Raw genomic sequence first — 13,236 nt, forward strand, 5'->3', positions numbered from 1 at the left:
GTAGTTTGGTGCAGTAGTTGTACAGGTGCATGAGCGAATAGTGTATTAATAATATTTTTGAATGACTAAGGATTAGAAATGATTGAATCGGACATCAAAGCAAAACTCTCGTTTTCGGATGGAACACCAGATATTGATCTGCCAATTTATAAAGGGACAGTGGGTCCTGATGTAATCGACATTCGTAAGCTCTATGGTCAGACTGGTAAGTTCACTTACGACTCAGGCTTCTTATCTACAGCATCATGCAATAGCAAAATTACCTACATCGATGGCGATAAGGGTGAGTTGCTCTATCGCGGCTACCCAATTGAAGATTTAGCTAATAACTGTGACTTCTTGGAAGTTTGCTACCTCTTGATCAATGGGGACTTGCCAAATGCCACAGAGAAAAAAGACTTTGAAGAAATGGTCATGCACCACACGATGGTTCATGAGCAAATGCAATTCTTCTTGCGTGGTTTCCGTCGCGATGCACATCCAATGTCGGTATTGACTGGCTTGGTTGGTGCAATGGCAGCCTTCTACCATGATGCGATTGACTACAGCCAGCCTAAAGCCCGCGAAGTAGCCCAAATTCGTTTGATTGCGAAGATGCCAACTTTGGTTGCGATGGCTTATAAATATTCTGTAGGTCAACCATTTATCTATCCTGATAACTCTTTGTCATACACCGCTAACTTTATGCGCATGATGTTTGCAACACCATGTGAAGAGTACAAAGTAAATCCAGTATTGGTTCGTGCTTTGGATCGCATCTTTACATTGCATGCAGATCATGAGCAAAATGCTTCCACTTCAACTGTGCGTCTGTGTGGTTCATCAGGCACCAATCCTTTTGCAGCGATCTCTGCTGGTATTGCTTGCCTCTGGGGCCCAGCTCACGGTGGTGCAAATGAAGCCTGCTTGCAGATGTTGAATGAGATTCAAGCGAATGGCGGCGTAGATAAGATTCATGAATTTATCGCTCAAGTAAAAGATAAGAACTCAAGCGTTCGCTTGATGGGCTTTGGACACCGCGTTTATAAAAACTTTGACCCGCGTGCAAAGTTGATGCGTGAAACCTGCTACGAAGTATTGAATGAACTGGGTCTCCAAGATGATCCATTGTTCAAGTTGGCCATGACTCTTGAGAAGATTGCTTTAGAGGACGATTATTTTGTAAGCCGTAAGCTCTATCCAAACGTAGACTTCTACTCTGGTATCGTGCAACGTGCTTTAGGTATCCCAACAGAAATGTTCACCTGTATTTTTGCCTTGGCAAGAACAGTAGGTTGGATTGCTCAGTGGGAAGAAATGATCACTGATCCTGAGTACAAAATTGGTCGTCCACGTCAGCTTTACGTTGGCGAAACAGCGCGTAAGGTTCCGAACATCTCAGTTCGTAAATAAGGTATTTAAGGTCTCTCATGTCTCGTACGCTTTATGACAAATTGTGGGATGACCACGTTGTTTACTCTGAAGAAGATGGCACAGCCACTATTTATATTGATCGTCAATTGCTGCATGAGGTAACCAGTCCTCAGGCATTTGAAGGATTGAATTTGGCTGGCCGTCCAGTTTGGCGTATCTCCGCTAATTTGGCAGTTTCTGATCACAACGTACCAACGACGGATCGCTCCGAAGGAATTACTGATCCGATATCTAAGTTGCAAGTAGATACTTTGGATCAAAACTGCGATGCCTTTGGGATTACCCAATACAAGATGAATGACACCCGACAAGGGATTGTTCACGTCATCGGGCCAGAGCAGGGTGCAACCTTACCTGGCATGACCGTGGTTTGTGGCGATTCTCATACTAGTACGCATGGTGCTTTTGGTGCTCTGGCATTCGGTATTGGCACTTCGGAAGTCGAGCATGTATTGGCAACCCAAACGTTGCTCATGAAGAAGAGCAAAAACATGCTGGTGCGTGTTGATGGTCGTCTGCAGCCAGGCTCCACTGCTAAGGATATCGTTCTTGCAGTGATTGGCAAGATTGGTACTGCAGGTGGTACGGGTTACACCATAGAGTTTGCTGGCGAAGCCATTCGCAACCTTTCAATGGAAGGTCGTATGACTATCTGCAATATGGCGATTGAAGCTGGCGCGCGCGCTGGTTTAGTTGCTGTAGATGAAACTACGATTGAATATATTCAGGGTCGTCCATATGCGCCTAAGGGCCCAGCGATGTTGCAGGCATTGCAATATTGGAGAACCTTGCATTCAGATCCTGATGCAAAGTTTGATGCCGTAGTCGAATTGCGTGCAGAAGAAATCGCTCCACAGGTTACCTGGGGAACTTCACCAGAAATGGTACTGGCAATTAGTGAGCGTGTTCCTGATCCTGAAAAAGAGCGTGATCCAAACAAGCGTTCAGCAATGGAGCGTGCTTTGGAGTACATGAACCTCGTACCAAATACACCATTGAGCAGTATCTCTATAGATAAAGTATTTATCGGTTCATGCACTAACAGTCGCATTGAAGATATGCGTGCTGCTGCTAAGGTGGTAGATCGCTTAGGTAAAAAAGTGGCTGCCAATGTGAAGTTGGCATTAGTTGTTCCTGGTTCTGGTTTGGTAAAAGCTCAAGCAGAGCGCGAAGGTTTGGATCGCATATTCAAGGCTGCCGGCTTCGAGTGGCGTGAACCTGGATGTTCTATGTGCTTGGCTATGAATGCTGATCGCTTGGAGCCGGGGGAGCGTTGCGCCTCAACATCGAATCGCAACTTCGAGGGTCGTCAAGGTAATGGTGGTCGCACACATTTGGTTAGTCCTGCAATGGCAGCTGCTGCAGCGATCGAAGGTCACTTTGTTGACGTGCGTAAGATTTCATAAGGAAAATGATTAATGAAATTTTCTTCACTCTCTTTAATTTCTAGACTCGCAATTATTGGCATCGCTGGAATCATTATTTCTGCATGTAGCAGCACCATGGAAGGTGTTGGTAAGGACTTGCAGAACATGGGAACATCCATGGGCGGATCAAGTAATACACAGCAAAACAATCAATCTCAAACCAAGGGTAAGGATGTTGTTGTTACCCCTGTGAAGTAAACATTTAGAGCAAATAGAGTAAAAGTCGAATCATGGAAAAATTTACGGTATACAAAGGTTTAGTTGCTCCGCTTAATCGCGAGAACGTGGATACCGATGCCATTATTCCGAAGCAGTTTCTAAAATCAATCAAGAAGACTGGCTTTGGTCAAAATCTGTTTGATGAATGGCGCTACCTCGATCATGGTGAACCTGGTCAAGATTGCAGTACGCGTCCCATCAACCCTGACTTTGTGCTCAATCAACCACGCTACAAAGGTGCTGGCATTCTGCTGGCTCGTAAGAACTTTGGCTGCGGCAGTTCCCGTGAGCATGCTCCCTGGGCCTTGGATCAATTTGGCTTTAGAGCAGTTATTGCGCCTAGTTTTGCAGATATCTTCTACAACAACTGCTTCAAAAACGGTGTTTTGCCGATTGTTTTGACTGAAATGCAGGTTGACCATCTTTTTAACGAAACACAAGCGTTTAACGGTTATCAATTAACAATCGATCTAGCAGCACAGCAGGTTATTGCCCCTGATGGCACTGCTTATAGCTTCGAAGTGGCCCCATTTAGAAAGTATTGCCTTCTTAACGGCTTAGACGATATTGGCCTAACCCTGCAACATGCAGATAAAATCAAGGCTTATGAAGCCGAGCGCATTCTAAAAATGCCTTGGCTTGCGACACAATTGCCGTAATTTCGTTGATTTAAAGGCCTTTCATGAAAATTGCAGTTCTACCGGGCGATGGTATCGGCCCGGAAATCGTTGCTCAAGCCGTTCGAGTGCTCCAAGCGCTTGGCCCAAAGTTTGATTTAGAAGAAGCTCCCGTAGGCGGAGCGGCTTATGACGTCGCTGGGCATCCTTTGCCACCAGCCACCCTAGAGCTCGCTAAAAAAGCGGATGCTATTTTGTTTGGTGCAGTAGGTGATTGGAAATACGACACGCTTGCACGCGAACTACGCCCCGAACAAGCCATCTTGGGTTTGCGTAAACACCTCGAGTTGTTTGCTAATTTCAGACCAGCAATTTGCTACCCAGAGCTCACTGCTGCATCAAGCCTTAAGCCAGAAATCATTGGCGGCTTGGATATCTTGATTGTGCGTGAGCTCAATGGTGATATTTACTTTGGTCAGCCACGCGGTATTCGCACTTCAGAGTTGCCTTTGTTCAAGGGCGCTCGCGAAGGTTTTGACACTATGCATTACAGCGAGCCTGAAGTAGAGCGCATTGGACATGTTGCTTTTGAGGCTGCACGTAAGCGCGGCAAAAAAGTATGTAGCGTAGATAAGGCAAACGTATTGGAGACCTCTCAGCTTTGGCGTGAAGTCATGATTCGGGTTTCTAAAGACTATCCAGATGTTGAGTTATCTCATATGTATGTGGATAACGCTGCGATGCAGTTGGTTAAAGCGCCTAAAGCATTTGATGTGGTGGTAACCGGCAATCTATTTGGTGACATCTTGTCTGATGAAGCCGCAATGTTGACCGGTTCAATCGGTATGTTGCCATCTGCATCTTTAGATAAGAACAATAAGGGCTTATATGAGCCTAGCCATGGTTCTGCGCCGGATATCGCTGGTAAGGGTATCGCCAATCCATTGGCCACCATCTTATCTGCGGCAATGATGTTGCGTTATTCATTAGGTATGCCTGCAGAAGCGGATCGCATTGAAAATGCAGTGCAGAAAGTCTTAGCGCAAGGTTTAAGAACAGCAGACATCTATACCGAAGGCACGAAAAAAGTATCAACGGTTGAAATGGGCGATGCTGTAGTTGCAGCGCTTGCGTAAGAAATTAACTAGAAGCAAATCAAATACATTCACTAGATAGTTCATCATGGCAAATTCAAAAACACCTTTAGTTGGTTTAGTTGGCTGGCGCGGTATGGTTGGTAGCGTTCTCATGGAGAGAATGTTGGCTGAAAAGGATTTCGATCTGATCGAGCCTGTATTTTTTAGTACCAGCCAAGCGGGTGGTGAGGTGCCTTTGCTCAATGGTCAAAAAGTGACTAAGAGCGAAAGCACTTTGCAAGATGCGAATGACATCAAAGCATTGTCACGTTGTGACATCATCTTGACTTGCCAAGGTGGCGATTACACCAATGACATCTTCCCTAAGCTGCGTGCAGCAGGGTGGAATGGTCACTGGATTGATGCTGCTAGTGCATTGCGTATGAAGGATGATGCAGTATTGGTTTTAGATCCTGTTAATCGGCCGGTGATTGATAAAGCTTTAGCCGCTGGTGGGAAGAATTGGATCGGCGCTAATTGCACTGTGAGTTTGATGATGATGGCTATGGGTGGCTTGGTTAAGGCTGACATGGTTGAGTGGATTAGCGCGATGACTTATCAAGCAGCTTCTGGTGCTGGTGCGCAGAATATGCGCGAGCTTTTGCTGCAAATGGGCGCATTACGCGACAGCGTTGCTACGGAATTGGCTGACCCATCTTCTTGGATTTTGGACATTGATCGCAAGGTTACTGAAACGTTGCGCTCTTCTGATTTCCCGAAAAAGAATTTCCGTAACACCGCCTTAGCGGGGAGCCTAATTCCTTGGATCGACGTACCTGTTGAGAATGGACAAACTAAAGAAGAGTGGAAGGGTGGAGCTGAGTTCAATAAGATCTTAGGTCGTCCTGCATTCCGCACACCTGGCAGTATTCCAATCGATGGTTTGTGCGTTCGTGTAGGTGCGATGCGTTGCCATTCACAAGGTTTGACTGTGAAGCTCAAAAAAGATATTCCACTCAAAGAGATCGAGGCGATTCTGGCTGCAGATAATCAGTGGGTCAAAGTAGTGCCGAATGATCGCGAAACTACTGAGCGTGATTTATCGCCTGCTGCTGTCAGTGGTACCTTGACTGTACCTATTGGCCGTTTACATAAGATGGCAATGGGCCCAGAGTATTTGGGCGCCTTTACTGTTGGCGACCAGCTCTTATGGGGTGCTGCTGAGCCATTGCGCCGCATGCTTCGCATTCTGCTTGAGAAGTAATTTAGCCTTTATGTTTTGTATTAGCCGGCTGGGCTTAAAGCTACTTTGTATTGTTCTGCTTAGTTGGTCATCTATTGCTGGTGCGATTAGCTTAGGCGCCCCTCAACTCCAGTCACGCCGTGGTGAGCCACTCCGCGTAGAGATCCCAATTCGAGTTGGTGCAGATGAGCAAGGTGCTTTATCAACCCTGAACGTGACAATGCCTAATAAGGCATCTTATGAGCGCTTAGGTATTTCACAAAAGATTCTTGAGCTCAATCCGCAGGCAATCGTGTATCGCAATCGTCAAGAGCAGCTGATGGTTTTGGTAGAGACAGTCAATTCTGTACCGATGACCGATGATCCATTCTTAGATGTATTGGTTAATCTCAATTGGTCTAGCGGCAGTCTTACTAAGACATTCACATTGTTACTTGGTGATGTACAGAAGATCACTGTAAAGTCGGGGCAGTCCTTATCTGAAATAGCTGCCATCATGGCACCCCAATTAGATGGTGCTACCTTAGATCAAACCATGATGGCCCTATATAAGGCCAATCCCGATGCGTTTGCTAGCGGTAGCATCAATCGCTTGGCCGCCGGAGCTGAGTTGTCCAAACCCGGTCAGGCGCTGCTGCGCTCCATTAGTCCGGTAGAGGCAAATCAGTTTGTAGCAGATGCTAACGAACAGTGGCGCGCGGAACATGGCGAAAAAGAAGCAGGCACTGCTAATGGAAAATCAGGTAATGCTAAAACAGAGGAAGTTGTTCCTAAGGATCGACTGAAGATTGGTTCAAGCGCTGATGGCAACGATCAAGAGCGTCGCTACACTGAAGAGTTAGTCGCTCAAGAGAAGATGTTGGAGCAGACTAAAGCTCGGGTTGCTGAGTTAGAAAAGAATATCGCTGACTTACAGAGACTTCTAGATAAATCTAAGGAGAAGAAAGCAGTCGACAGCAATTTTGGCTTAGGTGGATTTGGCCCAGCTATTCTGGCTATTGGTTTGATAGGTTTAACCGGTTTATTGCTCTGGGGCTTAGCCCGCAATGCGCGTCGCTCAGAAGCGCCAAGCTTTCATGCCGACACACATCATGTTGCTAAAAATGAGAAGCCTGCAGCCAGCTCTCATTTTGAAATGCCGGCTCGTGCAAAGACATTGTTTGATGGTATAGATCTTGATCTTTCAAAGCCCGCTAAAGAGGTTCCTGCAACAATAACTGCTCCAGTGTCAAATCCACTTTCAGATACTTTGCGCGTCAAATTGAATCTGGCGCGTGCTTACATCACGATCGAAGATTTCTCTGCAGCTAAAAAGTCTTTGGATGAAGTGCTTCGTATCAGTAATTCTGTCGATCCAGCCATCACCATTGAGGCGCAGGGCTTGTTGGCAGAAATCTCGCATCGCAATACCTGAACCATGCGCATAGCCCTTGGCCTTCAGTATGACGGCAGCCCCTATTCAGGCTGGCAAACCCAAGTCAATCACAACACAGTACAAGATGAATTAGAAAAGGCCATTACGGCCTTTGTTGGTGAGCAGGCTTGTGCGGAACATCCCATTCATACAATTACCGCAGGCAGAACCGATGCTGGTGTACATGCCTTGGGGCAGGTTGTGCACTTTGATACCAATGTTGAGCGTGAAGACTTTGCATGGGTAAGGGGGGTGAACTCATTCTTGCCGCCATCGATTGTTATTAACTGGGCAAAGCCAGTTTCTGATGAGTTCAGTGCGCGCTTCTCTGCTTATGAGCGTGAATATATTTATGCCTTGCAAGCGGGGCCTTGTCGTGCGCCGATGTCGCACTCACGCGCAGGTTACTTACTGGTGCCCCCAAATCAATGGCTTGATGTCGAGGCTATGAAAAAATCAGCTGAGTGCTTGATTGGCGAACACGACTTTAGTTCTTTTCGCTCATCTGAGTGCCAAAGTAAAACACCGGTAAAAACGATTTACTCCATTGAGATTATTTCTGATCAACCATGGCTGTATTTCCGGATCCGGGGAAATGCTTTTTTGCATCACATGATCCGCAATGTGGTCGGCTGTTTTTTGCAAATTGGTCAGGGCAGACAAAAGCCGGAGTGGATGGCCGAAGTCTTGGCTGCTAAGAATAGGCAAATCGCCGCTCCTACTTTTATGGCCGATGGCCTGTATTTGGCCAAAATCACTTATCCGGACGAATTTGCCATCCCCCAGCCTTGGTTGGAAAACTCTTGGCTGCCAGCTCAGGTCATCGGGAAGCAAAAGAAAGCGCAAGGGAAATAAAGGCCCTTGGCCTTATCATTCATTTATGGGCTTACTGACATATTCTCCGGGCCGAACTAGGGTCAAAATCTGCGGCTTAAAGACGGCTGCTGACATCGATTCCGCTGTTTCTGCGGGGGTGGATGCTGTTGGCTTCGTCTTTTATCCCCCTAGCGTTCGGGCTGTGAGCCCTAATATCGCCGCTCAGCTCATTTCTAGACTTCCTGCGGGGGTAGATGCCGTTGGATTGGTTGTAAATGCTACAGATGAAGAATTTGCCGCTATTCGGGCTGCTGCCTCGATCACCTTATGGCAGTTTCATGGGGATGAGACCCCAGAGCGCTGTGCCCAGCTTGCTGCAGGCGAGCCTTGGATGAAGGCTGCTCGTGTAGGAACTAGCTTCGCTTTTGATGATTTTTCCCTACAATATGGGGATGCAAACGCTTTTCTGCTGGATGCCCTGGTTGAGGGATATGGTGGCGGAGGCGTTCCTTTTGATTGGCAAGGGATTCCACAGACATGGGTAAGCGAAAACGCGCCTCGGGTCGTTTTGAGTGGTGGATTGAACACGCACAACGTGGGCGAGGCCATTGCACGCCTGCATCCTTGCGCGGTTGACGTCAGTAGTGGCGTAGAAAGCAGCAGGGGTGTTAAGGATCCTGCGCTCATGGCCCAATTTGTTCAAGCAGTGCGCGCAGCGGATGCCAAAGCATCGTCCCAATAATTTGCTGTAGATAAATCAAAAGAGGTAGCTATGTACGACAAGCCAGATGCACGAGGACACTTCGGTCCCTATGGCGGCGTGTTTGTGTCTGAGACATTGATGTTTGCTTTGGATGAGCTTAAAGAAGCTTATGCAAAGTATCAACACGATCCAGAATTCATTGAAGAGTTTCATTATGAGCTCAAACACTTTGTTGGTAGACCTTCACCGGTTTATCACGCTAAGCGTTGGAGCGAAATGCTGGGTGGCGCACAAATCTACCTGAAGCGTGAAGATTTAAATCACACAGGCGCACACAAGATTAATAACGTGATTGGCCAAGCAATGTTGGCCAAACGTATGGGTAAGCCTCGCATTATTGCTGAGACAGGGGCAGGGCAGCACGGCGTTGCTACAGCAACGATCTGCGCTCGCTTTGGTTTGGACTGCACAGTCTATCAAGGCTCTGTGGACGTAGCCCGTCAGGCGCAAAACGTATTTCGTATGAAGTTACTTGGCGCTAAGGTGGTTCCAGTGGAATCTGGTACCAAGACTTTGAAAGATGCGCTCAATGAAGCGATGCGCGATTGGGTTACCAACGTGGACAATACTTTCTACATCATCGGAACCGTCGCAGGACCACATCCTTATCCAATGATGGTGAGAGATTTTCAGAGTGTGATTGGTGAAGAGTGCAAAGTACAGATGCCAGAGATGACTGGTCGTCAACCTGACTATGTTTTAGCTTGTGTTGGCGGCGGCTCTAATGCGATGGGCATTTTTTATCCTTACATCGATTTCCCGGAAGTGAAACTCATTGGTGTTGAAGCTGCAGGTCATGGCTTGGGAAGTGGTTTGCATTCAGCGGCCCTGTGCGTTGGCACACCTGGTGTGTTGCACGGTAACCGCACGTATTTATTACAAGATAAGAATGGTCAGATCTCTGAAACGCACTCTGTCTCTGCTGGCATGGATTACCCGGGTGTTGGTCCTGAGCATGCATGGTTAAAAGATTCTGGTCGTGCAGACTATGTGGCGATTACAGATGAAGAAGCGCTCCAAGCATTCCATGATTGCTGCCAGATTGAAGGCATTATTCCTGCGCTTGAGTCTTCACACGCTATTGCTTATGCCTGCAAGCTTGCTAAGACCTTGCCTAAAGACAAGACTATTTTGGTCAACCTCTCTGGCCGTGGTGACAAGGATATGCATACCGTTGCCCAGGCAACTGGATCAGAAGGTTAAGAATTACTTTTAAGAAATACTTATGTCAAAAATTACTGCGCTCTTCAAGGAGCTAAAAGCAACAGGTAAGAAAGGATTGATTCCCTTTATTACCGCTGGTGATCCAGATCCTAAACAAACCGTTGAACTCATGCATGCATTAGTTCGTGGCGGCTCAAGTGTGATTGAATTAGGTGTGCCATTTTCAGATCCAATGGCTGATGGTCCTGTCATTCAGAGATCATCGGAACGCGCACTGACTCAAGGCGTCACTTTGCATAGCTGCCTAGAGATGGTGAAAGAATTCCGCAAACAGGATGCTAATACACCAGTTGTTTTGATGGGTTATGCAAACCCAGTTGAGCAAATGGGAGCAGAGCGTTTTGCAACCGAAGCGAAGGCTGCTGGTGTCGATGGTGTTCTCGTAGTGGATTACCCACCAGAAGAGTGTGTGGACTTTGCGGCTCGTATGCGCGTTGCCGGCATTGACCCGATTTTCTTATTAGCGCCTACTTCATCACATGAGCGCATTAAAGAGGCGGCCAAAATAGCTTCTGGTTATATCTATTACGTTTCTATGAGAGGGGTTACTGGCGCCTCAAACCTCAATACGCAGGATGTGGCTAGTATCATCCCGAAAATTCGTGAAGAGACGGATATTCCGATTGCTGTAGGGTTTGGAATTAGCGATGCAGCTAGCGCGAAGGCGGTATCCGCTAGCGCTGATGCAGTGGTAATTGGTAGCCGCATTATTCGTCTTTTAGAGGATGCGCCCCCTGGGCAGGCGGTACAATCACTGGAAACCTTCATTCGTGAGATACGCGACGCATTGGATAGCTAAAAACTAATGAGCTGGATAGATAAATTACTCCCACCCCAAATTCAACATACTGATCCTGCAAATCGCAAGTCAGTACCTGAGGGATTGTGGGTCAAGTGCCCCAGTTGTGAAACTGTTCTGTACAGCACTGACATTGAAGCCAATTTATCGGTATGCCCAAAATGTAGTCATCACATGCGTATCGGAGCACGTCTGCGTTTAGATAGTTTGTTGGATGAAAAAGGCCGCTATGAAATCGGTGCTGATATCTATCCAACTGACCCGCTGAAATTTAAAGACTCAAAAAAATACCCAGATCGCATTAAAGAAGCGAATGATGCTTCTGGTGAATCTGAAGCCTTGATTGTGATGGGTGGCAAGATTGAAGCCATTCCTGTAGTAGCTGCTTGTTTCGAATTCCAATACATGGGTGGTTCTATGGGCTCAGTAGTGGGTGAGCGTTTTGCCCGCGGAGTACAAGAGGCAATAAATAAGAAGTGCGCTTTCATTTGTGTCACTGCTACTGGCGGTGCGCGTATGCAAGAAAGCTTGTTATCCCTTTTCCAAATGGCCAAGACCAACTCGATGTTGACCTTGTTGGCAAAAAAAGGCTTGCCTTATATCAGCGTGCTGACTGACCCGACGATGGGCGGTATTTCTGCCAGCTTTGCCTTCATGGGTGATGTAGTGATGGCCGAACCAAAAGCGTTAATTGGCTTTGCTGGCCCTCGTGTGATTGAACAAACTGTTCGTGAAAAATTGCCCGAAGGATTCCAGAGATCTGAATTCCTGATGCAAAAGGGCGGTATTGACATGATTGTTGATCGTCGTCAGATACGCGGTGAAATTGCGCGTTTACTTGCATTGTTGCAAAAGCTTCCTGAGCCTGCTATCGCGGGTAGCGCAGTCGTTTAAGCGCTTGAGCTCAGCACACCAAGCCCCCATATTATTTCCTAGCCTAGAGGCTTGGCTTAGCCATCTCGAAACTGCTCACCCCGTTGGCATAGACATGGGGCTTGAGCGCATCAATCGCGTGAAGGCTGTATTAGATCTCCATTTTGATTGCCCAGTGATTACGGTTGCCGGTACAAATGGCAAAGGCTCGACCTGTGCGTTTCTCGAGAGCATTCTGTTGGCTTCTGGCTATAGAGTCGGTTGCCATACCTCCCCACATTTACTCAAATTCAATGAGCGTGCTCGCATCAATGGTGAAGATGTCAAAGACAATCTCTTGCTTGAACATTTTGCCGCTGTCGAAGAAGCTCGGGTGAGTCTAGTCGATGCGCCGACCTTAACGTATTTTGAGTTCACTACTTTAGCCATCATGCATCTTTTTGCTAAATCCAATTTGGATGCGGTTGTCTTGGAGGTGGGAATGGGTGGTCGCTTAGACGCCGTCAATGTCGTTGATGCTGATTGCGCAATAGTTACTAGTATCGATATCGATCATGCGGATTTTTTGGGTGGCACACGCGAAGCCATTGGCCTAGAAAAGGCGGGTATTTTCCGTCCAGGGCATATTGCGGTGTGCGGTGATCCTGTGCCGCCACAATCGCTGATTGATCATGCTGAAAAGTTGGGCTGCGATCTCTGGTTGCAGGGGCGTGACTACAACTTCCAAGGCGATAAACAGCAATGGGGTTGGGCTGGACGCAAGAAGCGCTTTAGTGGGCTTGGGTACCCAGCGCTGCGGGGTGCTAATCAGATTCTGAATGCCTCGGCAGTAATAGCTGCCTTGATGGCCTTGCATCAGCGCTTACCAGTGAGCGCCCAGGATATTCGCAATGGTTTTGCATTGGTTGAGCTACCAGGCCGATTCCAGGTTCTCCCGGGTCAGCCTACTGTGGTGTTGGATGTTGCTCATAATCCCCATGCTGCTGCTACCTTGGCTCAGGGGCTTGATAAGATGGGTTACCACCCCTACACCTATGCCATTTTTGGGGCTATGGCTGACAAGGATATTGAGGGGGTGATTAAACCTCTCTTAAATATTGTAGATTTCTGGTTTTGTACCGATTTACCAACCCCCAGAGCTGCCAGCGCTAAGGTCCTAGCCGAGAAGCTTGAATCTATGGGAGTAAAGCCAAAAAATGGGTCAGACGGGGGTATTGAATGCTTCCCAGAACCTGCTTTAGCGTATCAAAAAGCGCTATCTTTGGCGGGTGAGGGTGATAGAATTGTGACCTTCGGATCCTTCTATACCGTTGCAGGCGTAATGACTTACCGAAACAACCAGGCCCACTGAT

The 13,236-nt window shown here is 47.3% G+C and carries 13 protein-coding genes; all 13 read left to right on the top strand.

Annotation, left to right across the window (positions count from 1 at the left end; genetic code table 11):
- Positions 1-78 precede the first annotated feature (78 nt).
- From gltA to folC, 13 genes are read left to right on the top strand one after another with little or no spacing between them, the layout of a single operon-like run.
- The gene (gene gltA / locus ICN40_RS00870) at positions 79-1,392 is read left to right on the top strand and encodes a citrate synthase (RefSeq protein ID WP_216122349.1); all 1,314 of its coding nucleotides are present in this window, start codon (positions 79-81) and stop codon (positions 1,390-1,392) included.
- Positions 1,393-1,409: 17 nt separating this feature from the next.
- Positions 1,410-2,819, top strand: coding sequence for a 3-isopropylmalate dehydratase large subunit (leuC, locus tag ICN40_RS00875; RefSeq protein WP_216156830.1), 1,410 nt, complete (start codon positions 1,410-1,412; stop codon positions 2,817-2,819).
- A 12-nt stretch (positions 2,820-2,831) separates the two neighbouring features.
- A complete protein-coding gene (locus ICN40_RS00880) occupies positions 2,832-3,038 on the top strand; it encodes a hypothetical protein (protein WP_216122345.1) in 207 nt (68 codons plus the stop codon).
- Between the two features lie 32 nt (positions 3,039-3,070).
- Entirely contained in the window at positions 3,071-3,718 is a 648-nt protein-coding gene (gene leuD, locus ICN40_RS00885) for a 3-isopropylmalate dehydratase small subunit (protein ID WP_215363275.1), read from the top strand.
- A 23-nt stretch (positions 3,719-3,741) separates the two neighbouring features.
- On the top strand, positions 3,742-4,812 hold the full coding sequence (leuB, locus tag ICN40_RS00890; protein ID WP_216241376.1) for a 3-isopropylmalate dehydrogenase: 1,071 nt from the start codon (positions 3,742-3,744) through the stop codon (positions 4,810-4,812).
- 46 nt (positions 4,813-4,858) lie between these two features.
- Positions 4,859-6,016, top strand: a complete 1,158-nt coding sequence (asd, locus tag ICN40_RS00895) for an aspartate-semialdehyde dehydrogenase (RefSeq protein ID WP_216122338.1) — start codon at positions 4,859-4,861, stop codon at positions 6,014-6,016.
- On the top strand, positions 6,006-7,409 hold the full coding sequence (locus tag ICN40_RS00900) for a FimV/HubP family polar landmark protein (RefSeq protein ID WP_255561068.1): 1,404 nt from the start codon (positions 6,006-6,008) through the stop codon (positions 7,407-7,409). Before asd ends, ICN40_RS00900 begins: the two co-directional genes overlap by 11 nt.
- 3 nt (positions 7,410-7,412) lie before the next feature.
- Positions 7,413-8,264: a tRNA pseudouridine(38-40) synthase TruA gene (truA, locus tag ICN40_RS00905; RefSeq protein ID WP_216241378.1), complete on the top strand. Its 852-nt coding sequence runs from the start codon at positions 7,413-7,415 to the stop codon at positions 8,262-8,264.
- A 25-nt stretch (positions 8,265-8,289) separates the two neighbouring features.
- Positions 8,290-8,967, top strand: a complete 678-nt coding sequence (locus ICN40_RS00910) for a phosphoribosylanthranilate isomerase (protein ID WP_216122332.1) — start codon at positions 8,290-8,292, stop codon at positions 8,965-8,967.
- 30 nt (positions 8,968-8,997) lie between these two features.
- Positions 8,998-10,191: a tryptophan synthase subunit beta gene (gene trpB, locus ICN40_RS00915; protein ID WP_216241380.1), complete on the top strand. Its 1,194-nt coding sequence runs from the start codon at positions 8,998-9,000 to the stop codon at positions 10,189-10,191.
- A gap of 22 nt (positions 10,192-10,213) precedes the next feature.
- A complete protein-coding gene (trpA, locus tag ICN40_RS00920; RefSeq protein WP_216241383.1) occupies positions 10,214-11,011 on the top strand; it encodes a tryptophan synthase subunit alpha in 798 nt (265 codons plus the stop codon).
- Positions 11,012-11,017: 6 nt separating this feature from the next.
- The gene (gene accD / locus ICN40_RS00925; RefSeq protein ID WP_216241385.1) at positions 11,018-11,905 is read left to right on the top strand and encodes an acetyl-CoA carboxylase, carboxyltransferase subunit beta; all 888 of its coding nucleotides are present in this window, start codon (positions 11,018-11,020) and stop codon (positions 11,903-11,905) included.
- A gap of 4 nt (positions 11,906-11,909) precedes the next feature.
- Positions 11,910-13,235 carry a bifunctional tetrahydrofolate synthase/dihydrofolate synthase gene (gene folC / locus ICN40_RS00930; RefSeq protein ID WP_216241387.1) on the top strand — a complete coding sequence of 442 codons (1,326 nt, stop codon included), beginning with the start codon at positions 11,910-11,912 and terminating at the stop codon, positions 13,233-13,235.
- Position 13,236: the final 1 nt, after the last annotated feature.

Origin of the sequence: Polynucleobacter sp. Fuers-14 (assembly GCF_018882045.1) — a bacterium.
Classification (GTDB): domain Bacteria; phylum Pseudomonadota; class Gammaproteobacteria; order Burkholderiales; family Burkholderiaceae; genus Polynucleobacter.

Excerpts from the sequence above, each read along its gene's own strand:
- gltA (WP_216122349.1), top strand. The coding sequence starts at position 79 with ATGATTGAATCGGACATCAAAGCAAAACTCTCGTTTTCGGATGGAACA.
- leuC (WP_216156830.1), top strand. The coding sequence starts at position 1,410 with ATGTCTCGTACGCTTTATGACAAATTGTGGGATGACCACGTTGTTTAC.
- ICN40_RS00880 (WP_216122345.1), top strand. The coding sequence starts at position 2,832 with ATGAAATTTTCTTCACTCTCTTTAATTTCTAGACTCGCAATTATTGGC.
- leuD (WP_215363275.1), top strand. The coding sequence starts at position 3,071 with ATGGAAAAATTTACGGTATACAAAGGTTTAGTTGCTCCGCTTAATCGC.
- leuB (WP_216241376.1), top strand. The coding sequence starts at position 3,742 with ATGAAAATTGCAGTTCTACCGGGCGATGGTATCGGCCCGGAAATCGTT.
- asd (WP_216122338.1), top strand. The coding sequence starts at position 4,859 with ATGGCAAATTCAAAAACACCTTTAGTTGGTTTAGTTGGCTGGCGCGGT.
- truA (WP_216241378.1), top strand. The coding sequence starts at position 7,413 with ATGCGCATAGCCCTTGGCCTTCAGTATGACGGCAGCCCCTATTCAGGC.
- ICN40_RS00910 (WP_216122332.1), top strand. The coding sequence starts at position 8,290 with ATGGGCTTACTGACATATTCTCCGGGCCGAACTAGGGTCAAAATCTGC.
- trpB (WP_216241380.1), top strand. The coding sequence starts at position 8,998 with ATGTACGACAAGCCAGATGCACGAGGACACTTCGGTCCCTATGGCGGC.
- trpA (WP_216241383.1), top strand. The coding sequence starts at position 10,214 with ATGTCAAAAATTACTGCGCTCTTCAAGGAGCTAAAAGCAACAGGTAAG.
- accD (WP_216241385.1), top strand. The coding sequence starts at position 11,018 with ATGAGCTGGATAGATAAATTACTCCCACCCCAAATTCAACATACTGAT.